This window comes from Cobetia sp. PDI-12MA, from assembly GCF_059507695.1.
Genome location: NZ_CM183351.1, coordinates 456,722 through 475,325, shown reverse-complemented (window position 1 = coordinate 475,325; position 18,604 = coordinate 456,722). Strand labels below are relative to the sequence as shown.

The window sequence follows — 18,604 nt, the reverse complement described above, 5'->3', positions numbered from 1 at the left end:
CACACCCCCGCAACTGGCGCGCTACTTGCTTTGTTCCAGTCACTTGCCGCACGGACACTCTGCTGCCGGCAACCATGGCATCACCGACTGCTGCCATCGCTATCCATGACGTGGACCAGGCTCTTCGGAGTACGAGTGCGTCGAACCAGGCCCCTCAATGACGAGGCGCCCTTGCTGTCGTTCATTCACAGCCGTTCGACCACTCGCCGAGCACACCTGACCTCGTGCCCGGCACCGACGCTGAATCAGGAGCCCACTCATGGATATCCGCAACAAGGCCAGCCGCATCCGGCTGTTCAGCTTCAACACCCCGCAAATGCGCGCCTTCCACATGTCGTGGTTCGCGTTCCACGTCTGCTTCTTCGGCTGGTTCGGTATCGCGCCGCTGATGGCCGTGGTGCGTGACGACCTCGGCCTGACCAAGACCCAGATCGGCAACACCATCATCGCCTCCGTCGCCATCACGGTGATCGTGCGTCTCGCCATCGGCGTGCTGTGTGATCGCATCGGGCCACGCAAGGCCTACACCTGGCTCTTGTGCCTCGGCTCGCTGCCGGTGATGTGCATCGGTTTCGCCGACAGCTTCGAATCCTTCTTCCTGGCCCGTCTGGCCATCGGTGCCATCGGCGCTTCCTTCGTCATCACCCAGTACCATACCTCCGTGATGTTCGGCCCCAACGTGGTCGGCACCGCCAACGCCACCACCGCAGGCTGGGGCAACCTGGGCGGCGGCACCACCCAGATGCTGATGCCGCTGGTGATGGCCGGCCTGCTGATGCTGGGCGTCGAGCAGACCCTGGGCTGGCGTCTGGCGATGGTCGTGCCGGGCATCGTGCTGTTCCTCACCGGTATCGCCTACTACTTCTTCACCCAGGATGCGCCGGACGGCAACTTCAGCGAGCTGCGTGAGCGTGGTGAGCTGCCCAAGGCCGAGAAGGAATACAGCATGCGCGCCACCTTCGGCGCGGCAGCACGCGACATCCGCGTCTGGGCACTGTTCCTCGTATACGGCGCCTGCTTCGGGGTCGAGCTGACCATCAACAACGTCGCCGCCATCTACTTCTTCGACCACTTCGATCTCGATCTCGCCACCGCCGGTCTCATCGCCGGCCTGTTCGGTCTGATGAACCTGTTCGCCCGCACCCTGGGCGGCGTCTTCTCCGACCTGTTCGCCCGCCAGTCTGGCCTCAAGGGCCGCGTGCGCTGGCTGTTCATCGCGCTGCTGTGTGAAGGCGTCGCGCTGGTCGGCTTCGCACAGATGGAAACCCTCGCGGTGGCCATCGGCATCATGCTGGTCTTCAGCCTCTTCGTGCAGATGGCGGAGGGCGCGACCTTCGGTATCGTGCCCTTCGTCAATCGCAAGGCGCTCGGCGCGGTCGCCGGTATCGTCGGTGCGGGCGGCAACGCAGGCGCGGTCGCCGCGGGCTTCCTGTTCCGCAGTGAGGAGCTGACCTATCAGGAAGGCCTGATGTATCTGGGCATGGGCGTGATCGTGATCTCGCTGTTCGCGCTGCTGGTGCGCTTCAGCGCCGCCACCGAAGCCGAGGAAAGCCGCGCCTACGACGCCGCCATCGCGGACCGCAAGCAGCAGAGCGAGCAGCAGCCCGTCTCTGCATAAGCGGATTTCCTTCTCCCCGAGCCAGACACAAGAAGGCCCCGCCTCCCAGAGGCGGGGCCTTCTTGTGTCTGATGACAGCTCAGGTCAGCGGCGACTCATCGCGGCGCTGGCAGCCGAGCCTCAGCTATCGGTGGCGTTCTCGACGCTATCACCGGCTTCCTCGACGGCGTTGTCCATCTTCTCACCGGCCTTCTCCATCGGGCCTTCGTCCTCGCAACCGGCGAGCGACAGGCCACCGAGACCGAGCATGGCAATCATCAGCGAACTACCCAGAGTCTTGAGCTTCATGATGTCTCTCCTTGAATCATCGGTCGGAATGACGCGACACCTGCCATTACCCGCAGGCTGCCACGTGGTGTTACCCATGACATGGAGCGGGAGCCTTGTCGTTTCAAGGGTCACGCAACGCCGAGTTGCCTGTTGCTGATCAAGACCAATCACTCAGGGTTGTTCAGGGCAACCGCTCAGGGCTGCTCAGCTCAACCGCGCAAGGCTGCTCAGATCCCCAGCTCAGAGAAGGTATCGGGAAACTGCACTTCACCGCCCAGCCCCTCCAGATAGTCCGGCTGCAGCTCGAAGGCGACGAAGGAACCCGGCACGTCGTCATGATGGCAGTAGAGCCCGTAGTGACACGCCGGATGAAAGCCCAGGTGGGTATAGAAATCCGCATGACCGGCCGCCACCACGGCCCCCGCCCCCAGCAGTCGACAGCGCTTGACCGCCGAGATCACCAGCCGCTTGCCGATGCCGTGACGCTGATGCTGTGGCAGCACCGCCAGCGGTGCCAACGCCATCAGCACGCGGTCCGGGTAGCCGGAAAGCTCCACGCGCGACACCATCACATGCCCCAGCAGGCCGCCCTCGCCTTCACTGAGGTGGCGGCCGGTCTCCGGGTCGGTGACACGCTCGGCCACCAGCGAGATCTGCGCCAGATTGCCTCGACGCAATCTGTCACCCAGGCGCGCTTCACGATGGCCGGCAAAGACGGATTCATGAATGCGGTAGATGCGCTCATGATCAATGAGACGCTCTTCACGAATGCGAAGGTTATCGACGGCGTTGGCAGTCATCACGAGGTACCGGATCAGCGCCCTGATGATCAGGGACGTTACCTCAAGCGTAGCCACCGCCCGCAGCGGCTGCGAGCGTCAATCTGCTGCTCAAAAAGCACGATGCCCGCCGTGGTGGCGGGCATCGCCTGAGGTGATATCAAGGTCGCATGACAGATGAAATGCCTGGTTCAGCCCCTCTCAGGCATCTCGCCGCCAGCAGTCAGACGCGTCGCCGACGCTGCCCGCCTCAGCTCTTGAGACGACGCGCGCGGAAGGAGCGGCCCTTGAGCTTGCCATTCATCAGCTGGGTGAGTGCCGACTTGGCGACATCACGCTCCACGGCGAGGAAGGTGGTCCGCGCCAGTACCTTGATCTTGCCGATCTTGCTGCCTTCCAGGCCGCCGTCACCAGTCAGTGCGCCGAGGATATCGCCGGGACGCAGCTTGTCCTTCTTGCCACCATCGATCTGCAGCGTCGCCATGCGCGCATGGAACGGCTCGCGGGTCAGCATGCTTTTCGAGGGCAGCGGCTCGGCTTCCAGGGTCTGCTCGAGGAATTCACCCAGCCTGGCCAGGCGATAGTCTTCCTTCTCGGTGTAAAGCGTACAGGCGATGCCGGAGCTGCCCGCGCGGCCGGTACGCCCGACACGGTGCACGTGGGCGTCGAGATCACGCGCGATCTCGTAGTTGAACACCGCATCCAGCGCATCGATATCCAGCCCGCGCGCCGCGACATCGGTGGCCACCAGAATCGAGGTGCTCTTGTTGGCGAACATCACCAGCGTCTGGTCACGCTCGCGCTGTTCGAGGTCACCGTGCAGCGCCATGGCACTGAAGCCGTGCTCATTGAGGGCATCGCTGACTTCCTGCGCCTGACGCTTGGTGTTGCAGAACACCACGCTGGATTCCGGGCGGTACTTGAGCAGCAGGATACGCAGCGCCTCGAAGCGCGCCTCGTCATCGGCGACACGGTGGAACAGCTGACGGATGCTGCTGTCATCGTGGGTGGAGGCCACCTCGATGCTGACCGGGTCACGCAGCATGCGCTCGGCGATCGGACGCACGCCATCGGCGAAGGTCGCGCTGAACAGCAGCGTCTGACGCTCCTCCGGGGTCTCGGCGACGATGGCATCCAGCACCTCGGCGAAGCCCATGTCGAGCATGCGGTCGGCTTCATCCAGCACCAGGGTATTGAGCTCCTCAAGGCTCAAGCTGCCCTTACGCAGGTGCTCATCCACGCGCCCCGGCGTGCCAACGATGATGTGCGCGCCGTGTTCCAGCGAACCCAGCTGGGGGCCGAAGGGAGCACCGCCACACAGGGTCAGCACCTTGACGTTGTGCAGACCGCGCGCCAGACGACGGATCTCGCCGGCGACCTGATCAGCCAGCTCACGTGTCGGACACAGCACCAGTGACTGCACACGGAAGCGCGAGACCTTGAGGCGTGACAGAAGCCCCAGACCGAAGGCAGCGGTCTTGCCGGAGCCGGTCTGGCCCTGGGCGATGACATCGCGGCCTTCCAGCATCGGCGGCAGGCTCTGCGCCTGAATCGGCGTCATGGTGTGATAGTCGAGCGTGGCGAGGTTGTCGAGCAGCTCGGGCGCCAGCGCCAGAGAGGCAAAGGCAGGGGTGGCGGTGGCGTCAGTCACGGGGGCATTCCTTCAATCGATGAACAGGCACGAGCCGAACAGGCTTACGCGCGGGCGCAGAGCATAGCAGAGCGTGGCCACCGACGCCTTCCGCGGACGCCAGCGCCTGATGCCTGCTCCCCAGGCGAGATAGCCTTTTTGAGCAACGCCTTCTCTTTTCCGCCAGCCCTACCCCTCAGCACACCGTATTAGCCAGCTCGAACGTGACTCAACTCAAAGCATGATTTTCGTCACGACAGGATTCGATTCCCGCCAAATATCATTTATTAATTATCGTTAATTAAACAAAATGACCAACATCCTGTTGGCATATCACGGCATCCCCATATCAGGCAGCGGCTGCGCAGAAGCATGTTTCACATCATGTATTCCATGCAGCGAAGTCCACGAAAATGGCGCCGACATTCGTGATGGAACAATCATCAAGACGTTCTTGTTATCTGTCTCAGACCATGAGTGCCAATGACACACCAGGATTGACGCGTACGGAGGTGGCCTTACCCCCATGCCGGGCATGAGGAATGCCATCCCTCATCCGTGATGTGCTGCTGGACACCGCTCGGCAGCCGCTGTTGAGCAGCCGCGCGCCCAAAGGCCAAGCCTAAATCGATGCCATGTATATCAATGACTTGCAGGTATCGAAATGCTATCCGCGCCGCTCAGGTGTTGTCGATCTCGGGGTGGTCTCCCGAATTCGATCGTTGCAAGTACGCTTTATGCCTTTGCAGCAGATCATGACTCTGGCCATGACTCTGATCATGAAAGGCCGGTCATGAAAATCCGATGGCCATACAAGGCAACATCGACGTGAATCCTGCAGCGTCATCGCCGGAAAGCACAACACCAAACGCATGCAAGTTGCTGTCATGACGTGAGAAATCGCAAACGACATCGCAAGGACAAGCGATCTTTGCCACCTGCAACACCACGGTCACCGCTGCCCCGATGACAGGGGGAGCAGCAATAGAGCGGCGCAGCCATCAAGCCGCCAGCTGTCAGAGGGGATCACGCCTCTCTACCGAAACAGCCACAAGATGTCACGACGACTCAGGGAGCAAGACGACATGAAGGACCTCTCAAGTATCACGGGCTACGGATGCATCGTGGCCGGTGTCGGCCCGGCTGGCATGGGATTTCTGTTCAATGCCCTCAAGACAGGCCAGATCACGGCACTGGCCCGCCACCGGCTGTTGATTCTTGATGCCGGCGGCACCCACGCCAGCGGCAAGCTTGGCGCTGGTCGGCTGGGCGAATACCGCATCACCGCCAACTCGGTCGGCGATGTGTTCCTCGACTGCCTGCGCGACCCGGCACTCGCCGACGTGCTGGCCCCGCTTGAAGGCGAACCTTGCCTGGAGCGAATCCGGGCCGATCCCTACTCCTCCCCGCGACTCGATGAGATCGGCGAGCTGCTGGAAGCCGCCAGCGCCCTGGTATTGGCGCACATCACCGCCCTGCCGGGCGTCGAGATGTGGTGCGGCACCAGCCTGGACACGCTGCAGTACCTAGACGGCACCAGCATTCTGACTCTCTCGCATGCACCGGAAGTGTCCCAGCGCACGTCGCGACTGCGCACCGAGAACCTGGTGCTCAACCTCGGCGGCCAGCAGTGCCCGGAGCGATTGACCCGGAGCCTCAATCGTCAGGGACTGACACCGTCGCGGCGCGCACGCATCTACAGCGGCGATGAGCTGTTGCGCATGCCGCCGGGGCAACTGCGCAGCCTGCTGTTGCCGCGACTGCGTCGTGGTGGTCGCGTCTGTGTGGTGGGTGGCTCGCACAGCGCCTTCTCGATGCTCGACGTGCTGGCCGACGCGCTGCGCAATACCCGCGTCAAGGAGATCACCCTGCTGCATCGCTCGCCGATTCGGCTGTTCTTCGAGAATGCCGAGGAAGCGCGCGCCGCAGGCTATCACTATGACGCCGAGCGCGATGTGTGCCCGATCAGCGGTCGCATCAACCGCTCCGGCGGGCTGCGCTACCGGGCACTGGCCATCGGTCAGGAAATTCTGGCCACCGGCCGCATCGAAGAGTGTGCGATGGACATCCATCTGGTGCAGACCGGCCCCGGCAATGCCCAACGCCTGGAACTGGCCAGCGAAGTCCTCGCCGACGCGCCCATCGTGGTGCAGTGCAACGGTTATCAGCCGATTCTTCCCACCATCAGCGACGCCCACCATCAGCCCATCACGTTGCGCGAAGTGAATGGCGGTCTGGATTCCGATGCCAACGGCAACCCCTGTGACATCCACGGCCAGCGTCTCGCGGGCCTCTACATGTTCGGGCTGGGCGCCGGGCTCGCCGTCGACCCGACACTGGGCAGTGAAGCCTCCTTCGATGGCCGCATCTATGGCGTCTGGCAGTTCCACAATCACGCCAGCTTGCCGGCCCTCCACGCCATCATCGCGCGCAACGCCAGTGACGACGCACTCGGCAACGAGACTGCTCACCCCGTCGATCAGGTGATCACCAGCGATCACGGCATGGCCGGCGTCAGCGGCAGTGGAATGACCAGCGACACGACCAGCGCAAACAGTGTCGTCAGTGAGAAAGCCAGCGCGGACAGCCTCGCACAGGCGAGCGAGTCCGAAGATTTTTCAAGCGCTCTCAAGGTGCTGAGTGACTCACTGGGCCTGCAGCAGAAATCCCGTATGGCGTAGCAAGGTGTGACGTGATTTGAGCAAGCACAGTGCTGCCTGTGAGCCTTGCCGACAGAGGATTACGTAATACCGATTATGGATCACAGAAGTTACATCCATAGTCTTTATCACCTGCACATAAGCCGCATGATTATCTTTTAGACAAAAACAATAAAAAGAAACATATAACGACGCTGGAGCCCCCACTCTCCCCGGCGCAAGCAACAAAGGCCACACGAAGACGCACGATGGCGATACTTCCCCACACGAAAGCGCCGCCCGGGCATGTCCCGAGCGGCGCTTTTGTGTGTCATCTCAGCAAGGGCCGTGGCCGAACCTTGCAGCCAGCTCGGCCGCGGCCACTTAGCGTGCCGCTTCTTCCTCAAGACGCGCCTGCTTGCCACCGAGGGTGAAGCAGGTGTCGATCTCGCGCAGCATGAACAGCGCGACACAGGCGGCCAGCATCGGCCAGGCAGCGAAGAACAGCAGATGATCGAACGGGTCCAGATACTGCTTGAAGGCAGAGAAGGTAGACCCGGCGTGCAGCAACATCACCAGACCGTATGTGAGGGTCTTCTTCACGCCGGTGACGAACAGCAGCAACAGCACCATCTCGATGACGGCAATCGCGATGACGATGCCCTCGCCCACGCCACCGATGGCATAGAACTTCTCGAAGATGGCGGCGGCGTGGCCAGGGTTGAAGAACTTGTCCAGTGTCCACATCGTGATCACGAGGAAGACCCCGAGGCGCAGCAGCAACAGGGAAATGCGGATTCGATCGGCGTACTTCGTCATGTCAATTCTCTCCAGGGGAATGGGCCGGCGCTGCAACGCAGCGGGCACGTGCTGCTGTATACGCACCAAGTGGCCACCTGGTTGCATCGATTGATGATTTTTCTCGCAAGATTAATCACTTGGCAGCCCCAACCCGCTCCGCGATTCTTGACGCAAATGCCTGCCGCATCGGAGGGATTAGTGCCCTCGAGCTGCCATTGCTGGGCAAAACAGCAGCAGTGACTGCCGCGCAAGAGACACTGACTCTCCCGTCATCCAACACTCTGCCTTTCTCGCTGTCTGATCCATCAGCGGCGATCGCCTCTGCTGCCTCGCCCTGACTCTCGACCTTCGCCACTCGCTCCTCGACCGGCCTGCCGGTTCGCCCATTGCGCTGGAGTTTATCCACATGGCCTCCAAGACTGATCATCCGTCTGCCTGCCCGTCGCCAGAGGCTTCAATGCCGTGCTCTTCCACCCAGCCCTCTCCTGCACTGCGCCGCTGGCAAGCGCCCGAGCCTGGCGACTCTCGCCTGCCAGCCCGCATTGCCAAGGCGCGCTTTCCGGCCTTGAGCGCCCAACTGCTGGCGCATGCCGCGCGCATTGCAGCAGAACGCGAGCGCGGCGAGATTCTGGACTACGCCTGTGCCATGAGTGCGGTGCCGACAGTGATTCAGGAGATCTGGCTGGCCAGTGGCAAGCTTGAGACATTCGCATTACGCAAAGGCATCCAGATCGAGAGCCTGGCGGAGCTGATGGGTGAGCACACTCCGCCTGAAAGCCCCGCCACGGCTGCACAAAGTGGCGTGCCAGCGCAGGGCGTGAGGCCCCTTGATACTTTCGACTGGCTGCATCTGGCGCTGGAGCAGCTGTTGCAGATACATCAGGATAAGCAACGTTTACACTCAGACTGATGTATCTCGGCGCCAAAACTCGTATGGTGAGAGAGAGGCTCGGCCTGTCGTCGATCAAGATGACGCGCGAGCCTCTAGCACGACTGGAACGCATTTCTGGTATGAGCAACAAGGCACGACATCAAGCACAGCACGCGGAGCAGAACATCACGATCGATCATTGAAAACGACCAGCCGAGGAGGTTCACATGAAGGTCTACAAACCTGAATGGCGTTGCACGCTCGACGTGACGGAAGGCCCCGACCCCACCGCCCGCTGGAAAACACGGCTTGCCTGGCGCTTGCGCGCCCTCGCCGACCGCTTTGATGGCGGTAGTCGTACGATGAAGATTGACTGCAATGTCACCCCGGCGCTCACCCGCGAAGAGGTCGACACCTGCCTGGGCAAGGGCTTCGCCCTCAGCCAGAATCTGATGCTGCAATTGGCCAACCACAGCGCCTGCGAAGATGTCCTGCGCGACGCCAAGGCCGAGCTCTACGAAGAAGAGCAACACCCGATGTAACGGTCTGATCTGAGTAGAACCCCACAGATCAACCCATCGGTGAACGTAGTCGCAAGACGCATGAAAAAGCCCTCCCGGCGATGCCGCGAGGGCTTTTTTGATGTTTTATATCAACGTCTTGAACAGACCTCCGGCCCCAGCTCTCCCTACCTATAACAGCGACAAAAAAACTGACAACGCCGCTCTCCACCTCACCCCTGTACAATGGATCTCTCAAGTCACTCCGCCCAACCTCAGGCCTTCCATGTCCATTTCCGCGCGTCCTTCCAAGCTGAGCCTGCCTCAGGTCAATCCCGGTGTGACGACGGTACTGGAGTATCTGCTGCTCAAGTTTCCGGCGATTGCCGAGTCTCGCTGGCGTGAGCGCATGGCCCAGGGCAAGGTGCATCGCGATGATGGCTCGCGGATTACGCCGGAGTCGCCCTACCAGCCGCATCTGCGCGTGTTCTATTACCGCGAGGTGGCAAGCGAGCCGAGCATTCCCTTCGCGGAGCGGATTCTCCATCAGGATGAGCACATTCTGGTGGCTTACAAGCCGCACTTTCTGCCGGTGACGCCCGGCGGCCTGTACGTGAACGAGTGCCTGCAGCAGCGCCTGCGCGACAGTACCGGAATAGAGGCGCTGCAGGCGGTGCATCGTCTGGACAGGGCCACCGCCGGGCTGGTGCTGTGCTCGCTGAATCCCGAATCGCGTCACCGCTATCATGCGCTCTTCAAGTCGCGGAATATCCACAAGACCTATCAGGCCATTGCCGAAACACACAGCGATGAGTCCCTGGTGGGCCAGCAGTGGGAGGTGAAGAACCGCCTTGAACAGGCCGGGCAACGCTTCCGTTTTCAGGTCTCCGAAGGCGAGCCCAACAGCCACTCGATGATCCGCTGTATTGCGCAACGCGGTAGCCGGGCGCTGTTCGAGCTGCACCCCATCACCGGGCGTCGCCATCAACTGCGGGTGCACATGCAGTCGCTGGGCTGGCCGATCCTGAATGACCGCTACTACCCCGAGCTGCAACCGCTCTCGCCGGATGACTACGCGCGCCCCTTGCAGCTGCTCTCCAAGGGGTTCGAGTTCATTGACCCTGTCACCGGCGAGGAAAGACGCTTCGAATACGACGGTGGCCTGACACTGGCGTGAGCCATGGCATCGTCCGTGGCTGTCGTCGCCAGTCGACGCACAGGCCACGGCATGTGCACAAAGAAATCATCTGACGAAAGCTTCCTGCTCGACGTCAGGCGGGCTAAGGTTTTCCTTCGTCCCCGGAAAATAGGCCCATCGATGTCCCGACGTCTCGCAGTGACCGGAGGAGCCGCGCTGGCCGCGCTCCTGTCCTTCCCCGTCCTCGCACAACAAGGGCACGACGGGCCGCCGCCTGAACACGCTGGCCCGCCGCCGATGTCAGCGGAAGACCAGGCCTTGAGCGAGGCGCTGCGCGCGCGCATGGGCGATACCAGCACCCAGATGCAGAGCGTGTCCATCCCCGAGAGCGCCGCTGAATGTGGTGATACGCCCGGTTACGAGCGCATGCTGTGCCTGATCGATCTGCTCAAGGCCGATGTCTCCGATGACCTTCTCGAGAACCTGCAGCATGACTACTCCCTCGCAGAGGCCGAGAACTGGAGCAACCTGCCAGCCGGCGCCTTCCCGAAACGCCCCGGCGTGCTGCTGGGCGAGCTGAACATCAAGCAGCGCGGCCTCGTAAAGGCCATCATGCTGGAAGCCACCGGCCACGCGCCCGATGAAGGCTTCGACGAGATGCTCCAGACGCTCAACGCCGATGACTACATCAACACCGTCAGCACCGACTACAAGGCCGGTTACTCCTCCTACAACACCAAATTCGCCTTCCTCGGCACACCGGGCGAGAGCGGCACCTGGGAGCTGTACTACGGCGGTCACCACATGGCCTTCGCCAACACCTACACTGACGGTAAGCTGGCCGGTGCCACACCCTCCTTCCGTGGCGTGGAACCCTTCCCGTATTTCGAGATGAACGGCCGCGTGAACGAGCCGCTGACCCAGGAACGCGATGCCTTCGCCACCCTGCTCAGCTCGCTCTCCGAGGATCAACAGGCCAAGGCCACGCTGGAAGGCACCTACCGTAACATCCTCGCTGGCCCCCAGGCGGATGACGCCATCCCCGAAAGCTATGAAGGCATCCCCGTCTCCGAGCTGGATGACGAGCAGCAGGCTCTGTTGCTCACTGCCATCGAGACCTACGTGGACGACATCTCCGCCCCCGAAGCCGCCGCCTACATGGAGAAGTACACCGCAGAGCTTTCGGACACCTACCTCGGCTTCTCCGGCACGCCGCAGGTCAGCGCCGAGAATGACTACGTGCGTCTCCACGGCCCCTCGCTGTGGATCGAATTCTCGTTGCAGTCGAACAAGTCCACCGACAAGGTCGGCAACCATCCGCACTCGGTATGGCGGGATCGCACCGACGACTACGGCGGCCAGACCGAATGAGCCGGCGCGTTTTCTGGCGCACCGCCCTGCTCGCCCTTGCCGTGATCTCTATCGGCCACGGGGCCAGCGGGGCGGGAGGCGGCCTCATCGAGACGGCTCACGCCCACGCCCTGCCCGGCAGCGTGCTGACATTCGAGCAGCAACCGCAGCACACGCTGCACCTCACGCTCCAGTTCCCGCGCGAGGATCTGCTGATCGCCGCGCCGGAACTGGCAGCCCTTGGTGAGCAGGCACCAGGCCAGCCCCTGCCGCAGCCACTGGTGGATCAACTCGGCGACTACCTCAGTCACCACCTCGCCTTGTCAGCGGATCACACACCACTGACGCTGCAACTGGTGGGAGCGCGCCTCGAATCCACCTATCAGCCTCAACTCGGTGACTACGTGCTGGTCATCACCGAATGGAACGTGAAGACCGACAAGGCCGAACCGGACTCACTGCTGCTGAAATACGACGCCGTGATGCACGAAGTCCGCAATCACCGCGCCGATGTCTACTGGCAAACGCCCGACGGCGACACCCGCCCACTGGCCGGTTTCGGCTTCTTCCACTCCGCCCACGGCGTCCGGCTAAACCTGCAGAAAACCAAATTAGGAACAGTTGAAAAGGAGTGAGATATGCAATTTTTATATCTCACTAGCAACTTAACAAACTTATAACCGAGCTCATCCAGGGCAATAAGAAGTTGACTTTGGCAGTGCTTCAGCATGTGGAACATAAATTTACAACAATAAAAACACCACCTGATCATGATTATCAACCGGGCTTTTTCGACATTTTTCTAATAAGAGCGAATATACGCCTATACTTCAAAGGAATATAAACCAGTCTTATAGTTTCTTGAATCGTACCATCATGATCGATGTATCTTTCAGTATCTTCATGGTAATGGTAAATGATTTGCTGAACATTAATTCTCACAGCTCCTAATTGTCTTAGCTTTTGTAATCCACTTCCAAATTGTTCAAGCAAATTATCAGCACTAATTTCTACACCACTCAAACTTACTGCAGAAGAACTGATTTCAACTTCACTACTATCTAAAACATACTTGAGGCAACCATCTTCTACATAAGCAGCACCCGCTTTATACTTAGCATCGTGTGTATCTATAGTCTCAAACCATTCATTCACAAGCGTACTAACGCTTACTAGCTCTCGATCATTGAGCATTTCCGCTATAGAAAAGAATAGTTCATATTCATCATTAGCATACTCTTTTGCTATACAAAGCTCTGCAGTTAACACCCCAATAATTCTTGGCCCTATATCTTTAGAGCTTGATAACGACACTCTTCGATATGCGTCATATACAACTTCACTACCTTTCTCATCTGACAAAATATCATCTATATCATCTGCAACGTCTATATACTGATCTCCAGATATATGCCCCTCAATTAAACGATGTTGAAATTCCTCAAAAAAATTTTCAGCCCTATACCTCGTCCACTTTTCAATTACATTAGAAGCAAACTTGGTGGCAAGAGAAGCAGCTATCGATTCTCCTTTTTCCATCATAAAGCTCATCAAAACTCCTTTATTATAATAACTCTACACCAATTGAGTTTAGTATGTATGCTTCTCATACCAAATTTCTGAAGCTTCGCTTATTAAATCCTTACCAGACAATATGCGACGATGAGCAGATAACAACTCATTTGTTTTTTCAATTAAACTATTCAAAACCATATGCAAATTATCCATCCATACTTCACTTCCTATAGTAGTATCATAGATCTCCGCTTTATTATCCTCGAAATTCCAAGCATCTAATCGGTACCTTAAACCTACGGGTAGCAGCTTAAGTTTTTTGAAATCACCTTCATGGGCATCTAACCATTCTTGAGACATATGTGCCTTCAACTTTTTAAACAACTTATCTATGTTGTGCCCTAATTTTTCAATCCAGTTAATCAGCGGTTTACCTACTCTACCTCCAGCTTCGTAATAGCATACTAGAGATTTAAGTATTGATTCCAATCCCATCCTTAAATCAATAAAACATTTTGCTCTACCTGATCTAGTAGCATTAAACACAGGGCCATCACTGTTTATGCAAAACTTATAACGCATTTCAAAATCAATTGCATCATGCAAATAATGCCCTGACATGTCTAGATAATTAGGTCTACTCACCTCTTTGCCAACATTAATACACATCTACAATCGCCCTCAAATAAAATTATTAATAAATAGGGAATAACTTCGCATGGAGGCAGAACAAATCAAGCAAGAATGCCACCTAAAGTCCTAACATACATTATTGTACAAATGTAAATATTATCTAGTCGGAAAAACCTTGATACACAAAAAAGCCCTTCCGGCCATTGGCCAGAAGGGCTTTTTGCTTGCTGCGTTCTCGTCTTGATCAGTTCTAAAGACCGTCTCGACAGAACGCTGCGTCAGCTCCAAGAAAGGGATCGTCAGGCGATCATTCCCACTCGATGGTGGCCGGCGGCTTGCTGCTGACGTCATAGGTGACGCGCGAGACGTGCTCCAGCTCGTTGATGATGCGATTGGAGACCTTCTCCAGCAGCTCATACGGCAGGTGCGCCCAGCGGGCCGTCATGAAGTCGACGGTCTCGACGGCACGGATACCGATGACCCACTCGTAACGACGGCCATCGCCGACGACGCCGACGGACTTGACCGGCAGGAAGACGGCGAACGCCTGGCTGGTCTTGTGGTACCAGTCGAAGTTGTGCAGCTCTTCGATGAAGATGGCGTCGGCTTCACGCAGGATGTCCGCGTATTCCTTCTTCACTTCACCGAGGATGCGCACGCCCAGACCCGGCCCCGGGAAGGGGTGACGGTAGACCATGTCATACGGCAGGCCGAGTTCGAGGCCGACCTTGCGGACTTCGTCCTTGAACAGTTCGCGCAGCGGCTCGACCAGTTCCATCTTCATGTCGTCCGGCAGGCCGCCGACATTGTGGTGGGACTTGATGACGTGGGACTTGCCGGTCTTGCTGGCTGCGGATTCGATCACGTCCGGGTAGATGGTGCCCTGGGCGAGGAAGTCGACGTCCTTGAGCTTGGCGGCTTCGGCATCGAACACTTCGATGAAGGTGTTGCCGATGGCCTTGCGCTTGGCTTCCGGGTCGCTGACGCCAGCCAGCTTGCCGAGGAAGAGATCTTCGGCGTCAACACGGATGACCTTCACGCCCATGTGGCGTGAGAAGGTTTCCATGACCTGGTCGCCTTCATTCTTGCGCAGCAGGCCGTTGTCGACGAAGACGCAGGTCAGCTGGTCGCCGATGGCCTTGTGCAGCAGCGCCGCGACCACGGAGGAGTCGACGCCGCCGGACAGGCCGAGCAGCACCTTGCGGTCACCGACCTGGGCGCGAACGCGATCGGTCAGGTCTTCGATGATCTTGGCCGGTGTCCACAGACGCTCGGACTGACAGATCTCGATCACGAAGTGCTCGAGGATGCGCTGGCCCTGCAGGGTGTGGGTGACTTCCGGGTGGAACTGCACGCCGTAGAACTGCTTCTCCTCCCACGCCATGGCGGCGATCGGGCAGCTCGGGGTGGAGGCGGTGACGGTGAAGGTCTCCGGGACCTTCGCGACCTTGTCACCGTGGCTCATCCAGACGTCGAGCAGCGGACGGCCTTCGTCGTCCAGGTGGTCCTTGATGTCCTTGAACAGCGCGGACTCACCGTCGACACGAATCTGGGCATAGCCGAATTCGCGCACGTTGGAGCCTTCGACCTTGCCGCCGAGCTGCTCGGCCATGGTCTGCATGCCGTAACAGATGCCGAACACCGGCAGCCCCATCTCGAACACGCACTCGGGCGCACGCGGCGAGTCCAGCTCGGTGACGGATTCCGGGCCACCGGCCAGGATGATGCCGTTGGGGTTGTACTCGCGGATCTCTTCTTCGGTGATGTCGAAGGCACGCACCTCGGAGAACACGCCCAGCTCACGCACGCGACGCGCGATCAGCTGTGTGTACTGGGAACCGAAATCGAGGATCAGGATCTTGTGGGAATGGATGTCTTGCATCTTCAGTCTCTCATTGGGGAGTCATGTGACCCGCTTCGGAGCTGCGAGGGAGCGCGGCGTCGTCTCCTTCCGGCCCCCGAAACCGCCAGGGGAGAAGTTTTCTCGACCTAAGCAAAGCGGGAACCCGTGTAGGGCTCCCGCTTTGCGTCGCGCTTCGCTATGTCTCAGTCGCGCCGATAGTTGGGCGCTTCCTTGGTGATCTGCACGTCGTGGACGTGGGATTCGGCGAAGCCGGCACCGGTGATCTGCACGAATTGCGGCACGGTGCGCATCTCTTCGATGGTCTGGCTACCGGTGTAACCCATTGAGGCACGCAGGCCGCCCATCAGCTGGTGCACGATGGCGCTCATCATGCCCTTGTAGGGAACGCGGCCTTCGATGCCTTCCGGTACCAGCTTCTCGACGCCGGCATTCTTGTCCTGGAAGTAACGGTCGCTGGACCCCTGGGTCTGGGACATGGCGCCCATGGAACCCATGCCGCGATACGCCTTGTAGGTACGACCCTGGAACAGCTCGACTTCGCCCGGCGCTTCCTCGGTACCGGCGAGCAGACCGCCGATCATGACGATGCTGGCGCCTGCGGCGATGGCCTTGGCGATGTCACCGGAGAAGCGGATACCGCCATCGGCGATGACCGGCACGTCGTACTTGGCCATGGCGGCCGCGACGTTGGCGACGGCACTGATCTGCGGCACACCGACACCGGCGACGATACGTGTGGTGCAGATGGAACCCGGGCCGATGCCGACCTTGACGCCGTCGGCGCCAGCTTCCGCCAGGGCGATGGCGGCTTCGGCGGTCGCGATGTTGCCACCGATGACCTGAATCTTCGGGTGGTGCTCCTTGACCCAGGCAACGCGGTCGATCACGCCCTTGGAGTGACCGTGCGCGGTGTCGACGACGATGACGTCAACGCCGGCTTCGGCCAGCGCAGCGACGCGGTCCGGGGTTTCCGGGCCGGTGCCGACAGCGGCACCCACCAGCAGGCTGCCGTTGCTGTCCTTCGCGGCGTTCGGGTAGGTCTTGACCTTCTCGATGTCGCGAACGGTGACGAGGCCGCGCAGGCGGAATTCGTCATCGACGATCGGCATCTTCTCGATGCGGCTTTCCTGCAGCTTGGCCTTGATCTGATCCAGCGGCGTGCCTTCCAGCACGGTGACCAGCTTGTCGCGGCCGGTCATGATGCCGGCGACGGTATCGCTGAAGTCAGGCTGGAAGCGCATGTCGCGACCGGTCACGATGCCGACCAGGTATTCACCCTCGACCACCGGGAAGCCGGAGTAGCCATGCTCCTCGGACATTGCCAGCAGATCCTGGATCTTGGCCTTCGGGCTGACAGTGACCGGGTCACGCACGATGACGCTTTCGTGCTTCTTGACCTTGCGGACTTCCGCGGCCTGCTGGGCGATGCTCATGCTCTTGTGGATGATGCCGACACCACCTTCCTGCGCCATGGCGATGGCCAGGCGAGCTTCGGTGACGGTATCCATCGCAGAGGAGATGAGCGGGATATTGACGCTGATGTCGCGTGTGAGACGTGATCTCAGGCTGACGTCCTTGGGGAGGACCTCGGAGTAGCCGGGGACGAGAAGAACGTCATCAAACGTCAGAGCTTCTTGCGCTATACGTAGCATGTCGAACGCCCAGTAGCAGTTTATGAGGGATGCGCGAAAGCCGCAGTGCAGGGCCCGATGGACAGGCGCCATGACTACGGTTCTAGCGGTTGCTGCGAGGTAATCACCCATGATAACCCATTCGCCCCGCCCGAGACAAACGTCGCAGGCTATCAAACTCGCAACTTCACGTCCCGGCGACACTAACCATCTGGTCAACTAAAGCCACGAGTGGCGCGGCCTGCGGACTGGCGGGCGGTGAGAGCGTAACGACTGCCTGTCATTGCGAAGGCGGCCGTCAGGGCGTCGGGGCGCCGCCGGAATAGGCATCGAACCAGCGGGCCAGAAAGTCATTGCGACGCGCGTTATCCAGCATGCTCAGCGAAGAGGCATCCAGCGGTTGCGGATACAGCCGCTGGCCGACCTGATCTCGCAGTGACTGGGCCGTGAAGGGGCCGGTGATATCATCCCGGATGCTGTAGAGCGGCGTCTCGCCGGCCACGACGTGCTGACCTTCTCGCCCGATGAGGAAGTTGATGAAGGCACGCGCTTGCTTCGGGTGCGGGGCATCGCGGTGGATGAAGGCGGTGCGCATCGAGATCAGCGCATAGTCAGAGGGCATCTGCACGATGATGTCGGGATGCGTCCGCGCCCACTGCAACGCATAGGAGCCCAACAGGTTGTAACCCAGCCAGTAGCGCCCGTCACTCAGGCCTTCCAGCATGCGCTGGGTGCTGGTCTCGAGGGTGGCATCGACCCGCCCCAATGCCTCGACCAGCTTCCAGAAGCGCCCCGAATAGCGGGAATCCTGCAGGTAGAGCGCATAGCCCAGCGCGCTCTTGGAGGGCGAATAGGCCACTACTCGGCCGGCCAGCGTCTCGGCATGCTCTGTCAGCAGATTCAGGACATCAGCATGCGAGACAGGCGGCAGCATCCTTGCGGCGAGGTCCAGCCGATAGGCCATCACGATGGGTTCGAAGGTGAAGGCGAAGACCTCATCGCGCCACTTGGCCCACTCCGGCCACTGTCGAGCCTCGTCGCTGTCGAGTCGCTGCGCCAGCCCCTGATTGACCAGAGCCACCTGCCAAGGCATCGCCGAGCTAAGAATGATGTCTGCCTGCGCATCTGCTTGCTGGGCCAGGGCATTGACGGCCATCGAGCTGCGGTCGCGGTAGTCGATTTCGACGTCGGGATAGCGGCGCGAGAACGCCGCCAGCAAAGGAGCCGCGACCTGCCGATCCATCGCCGCCTCGATCACCAGCCGTGCCTGGGGTGGCGCCGCAGCCGCCTTGACTGGCATCGCCGCCGCGAGGATGGCCACACTGACCCACAGCGCGAACAGCAGACGATACATAACTCGGGGTG

Annotated in this window: 16 protein-coding genes; 7 read left to right on the top strand and 9 right to left on the bottom strand. The window is 59.9% G+C overall.

Annotated elements, in window-relative coordinates; all coding sequences use genetic code 11:
* Positions 1-259 precede the first annotated feature (259 nt).
* Positions 260-1,618, top strand: coding sequence for a NarK family nitrate/nitrite MFS transporter (locus AC5WNI_RS02170; protein ID WP_285460496.1), 1,359 nt, complete (start codon positions 260-262; stop codon positions 1,616-1,618).
* A gap of 120 nt (positions 1,619-1,738) precedes the next feature.
* Here AC5WNI_RS02170 and AC5WNI_RS02165 read toward each other — a convergent pair whose 3' ends face one another.
* The 3 genes from AC5WNI_RS02165 to dbpA all read right to left on the bottom strand — a co-directional run bounded on the left by AC5WNI_RS02165 (position 1,739) and on the right by dbpA (position 4,318).
* On the bottom strand, positions 1,739-1,906 hold the full coding sequence (locus tag AC5WNI_RS02165; protein ID WP_166019763.1) for a hypothetical protein: 168 nt from the start codon (positions 1,904-1,906) through the stop codon (positions 1,739-1,741).
* A gap of 209 nt (positions 1,907-2,115) precedes the next feature.
* Positions 2,116-2,688: a GNAT family N-acetyltransferase gene (locus AC5WNI_RS02160; protein ID WP_285460497.1), complete on the bottom strand. Its 573-nt coding sequence runs from the start codon at positions 2,686-2,688 to the stop codon at positions 2,116-2,118.
* 229 nt (positions 2,689-2,917) lie between these two features.
* Positions 2,918-4,318, bottom strand: coding sequence for an ATP-dependent RNA helicase DbpA (dbpA, locus tag AC5WNI_RS02155; RefSeq protein ID WP_285460498.1), 1,401 nt, complete (start codon positions 4,316-4,318; stop codon positions 2,918-2,920).
* A gap of 1,064 nt (positions 4,319-5,382) precedes the next feature.
* Between dbpA and AC5WNI_RS02150 the strand changes: the two genes are divergently transcribed.
* Positions 5,383-6,978 carry a hypothetical protein gene (locus AC5WNI_RS02150; RefSeq protein WP_285460499.1) on the top strand — a complete coding sequence of 532 codons (1,596 nt, stop codon included), beginning with the start codon at positions 5,383-5,385 and terminating at the stop codon, positions 6,976-6,978.
* 342 nt (positions 6,979-7,320) lie between these two features.
* On the opposite strand, the gene AC5WNI_RS02145 is transcribed toward AC5WNI_RS02150, so the two are convergent.
* Complete coding sequence (locus tag AC5WNI_RS02145) at positions 7,321-7,755, bottom strand: hypothetical protein (protein ID WP_285460500.1); 435 nt, start codon at positions 7,753-7,755, stop codon at positions 7,321-7,323.
* Positions 7,756-8,194: 439 nt separating this feature from the next.
* Between AC5WNI_RS02145 and AC5WNI_RS02140 the strand changes: the two genes are divergently transcribed.
* From AC5WNI_RS02140 to AC5WNI_RS02120, 5 genes are all read left to right on the top strand, one after another.
* Positions 8,195-8,647, top strand: coding sequence for a hypothetical protein (locus AC5WNI_RS02140; RefSeq protein ID WP_495928589.1), 453 nt, complete (start codon positions 8,195-8,197; stop codon positions 8,645-8,647).
* Positions 8,648-8,835: 188 nt separating this feature from the next.
* Positions 8,836-9,150, top strand: a complete 315-nt coding sequence (locus AC5WNI_RS02135; RefSeq protein WP_043333722.1) for a hypothetical protein — start codon at positions 8,836-8,838, stop codon at positions 9,148-9,150.
* A 244-nt stretch (positions 9,151-9,394) separates the two neighbouring features.
* The gene (locus AC5WNI_RS02130; protein ID WP_487885848.1) at positions 9,395-10,285 is read left to right on the top strand and encodes a pseudouridine synthase; all 891 of its coding nucleotides are present in this window, start codon (positions 9,395-9,397) and stop codon (positions 10,283-10,285) included.
* A gap of 141 nt (positions 10,286-10,426) precedes the next feature.
* Entirely contained in the window at positions 10,427-11,617 is a 1,191-nt protein-coding gene (locus tag AC5WNI_RS02125; RefSeq protein ID WP_487885849.1) for a DUF3500 domain-containing protein, read from the top strand.
* Entirely contained in the window at positions 11,614-12,231 is a 618-nt protein-coding gene (locus AC5WNI_RS02120; protein WP_487885850.1) for a hypothetical protein, read from the top strand. Before AC5WNI_RS02125 ends, AC5WNI_RS02120 begins: the two co-directional genes overlap by 4 nt.
* A 142-nt stretch (positions 12,232-12,373) precedes the next feature.
* Here AC5WNI_RS02120 and AC5WNI_RS02115 read toward each other — a convergent pair whose 3' ends face one another.
* From AC5WNI_RS02115 to AC5WNI_RS02095, 5 genes are all read right to left on the bottom strand, one after another.
* The gene (locus tag AC5WNI_RS02115; protein ID WP_495928588.1) at positions 12,374-13,147 is read right to left on the bottom strand and encodes a hypothetical protein; all 774 of its coding nucleotides are present in this window, start codon (positions 13,145-13,147) and stop codon (positions 12,374-12,376) included.
* A gap of 39 nt (positions 13,148-13,186) precedes the next feature.
* The gene (locus AC5WNI_RS02110; RefSeq protein ID WP_487886320.1) at positions 13,187-13,780 is read right to left on the bottom strand and encodes a hypothetical protein; all 594 of its coding nucleotides are present in this window, start codon (positions 13,778-13,780) and stop codon (positions 13,187-13,189) included.
* A gap of 271 nt (positions 13,781-14,051) precedes the next feature.
* Positions 14,052-15,626 (bottom strand): glutamine-hydrolyzing GMP synthase, encoded by a 1,575-nt coding sequence (guaA, locus tag AC5WNI_RS02105; protein ID WP_175089919.1) that lies wholly within the window; start codon positions 15,624-15,626, stop codon positions 14,052-14,054.
* A 164-nt stretch (positions 15,627-15,790) separates the two neighbouring features.
* The gene (guaB, locus tag AC5WNI_RS02100; RefSeq protein ID WP_285460505.1) at positions 15,791-17,260 is read right to left on the bottom strand and encodes an IMP dehydrogenase; all 1,470 of its coding nucleotides are present in this window, start codon (positions 17,258-17,260) and stop codon (positions 15,791-15,793) included.
* 277 nt (positions 17,261-17,537) lie between these two features.
* Positions 17,538-18,593 (bottom strand): ABC transporter substrate-binding protein, encoded by a 1,056-nt coding sequence (locus tag AC5WNI_RS02095; RefSeq protein WP_495928587.1) that lies wholly within the window; start codon positions 18,591-18,593, stop codon positions 17,538-17,540.
* Positions 18,594-18,604: the final 11 nt, after the last annotated feature.

Bases quoted from the DNA above. Each gene is read 5' to 3' on its own strand.
- AC5WNI_RS02170 (WP_285460496.1), top strand. From the start codon at position 260: ATGGATATCCGCAACAAGGCCAGCCGCATCCGGCTGTTCAGCTTCAAC.
- guaB (WP_285460505.1), bottom strand. From the start codon at position 17,260: ATGCTACGTATAGCGCAAGAAGCTCTGACGTTTGATGACGTTCTTCTC.
- AC5WNI_RS02145 (WP_285460500.1), bottom strand. From the start codon at position 7,755: ATGACGAAGTACGCCGATCGAATCCGCATTTCCCTGTTGCTGCTGCGC.
- AC5WNI_RS02125 (WP_487885849.1), top strand. From the start codon at position 10,427: ATGTCCCGACGTCTCGCAGTGACCGGAGGAGCCGCGCTGGCCGCGCTC.
- AC5WNI_RS02160 (WP_285460497.1), bottom strand. From the start codon at position 2,688: ATGACTGCCAACGCCGTCGATAACCTTCGCATTCGTGAAGAGCGTCTC.
- AC5WNI_RS02095 (WP_495928587.1), bottom strand. From the start codon at position 18,593: ATGTATCGTCTGCTGTTCGCGCTGTGGGTCAGTGTGGCCATCCTCGCG.
- guaA (WP_175089919.1), bottom strand. From the start codon at position 15,626: ATGCAAGACATCCATTCCCACAAGATCCTGATCCTCGATTTCGGTTCC.
- AC5WNI_RS02165 (WP_166019763.1), bottom strand. From the start codon at position 1,906: ATGAAGCTCAAGACTCTGGGTAGTTCGCTGATGATTGCCATGCTCGGT.
- AC5WNI_RS02130 (WP_487885848.1), top strand. From the start codon at position 9,395: ATGTCCATTTCCGCGCGTCCTTCCAAGCTGAGCCTGCCTCAGGTCAAT.
- AC5WNI_RS02115 (WP_495928588.1), bottom strand. From the start codon at position 13,147: ATGAGCTTTATGATGGAAAAAGGAGAATCGATAGCTGCTTCTCTTGCC.
- AC5WNI_RS02120 (WP_487885850.1), top strand. From the start codon at position 11,614: ATGAGCCGGCGCGTTTTCTGGCGCACCGCCCTGCTCGCCCTTGCCGTG.
- AC5WNI_RS02110 (WP_487886320.1), bottom strand. From the start codon at position 13,780: ATGTGTATTAATGTTGGCAAAGAGGTGAGTAGACCTAATTATCTAGAC.
- AC5WNI_RS02140 (WP_495928589.1), top strand. From the start codon at position 8,195: ATGCCGTGCTCTTCCACCCAGCCCTCTCCTGCACTGCGCCGCTGGCAA.
- AC5WNI_RS02150 (WP_285460499.1), top strand. From the start codon at position 5,383: ATGAAGGACCTCTCAAGTATCACGGGCTACGGATGCATCGTGGCCGGT.
- AC5WNI_RS02135 (WP_043333722.1), top strand. From the start codon at position 8,836: ATGAAGGTCTACAAACCTGAATGGCGTTGCACGCTCGACGTGACGGAA.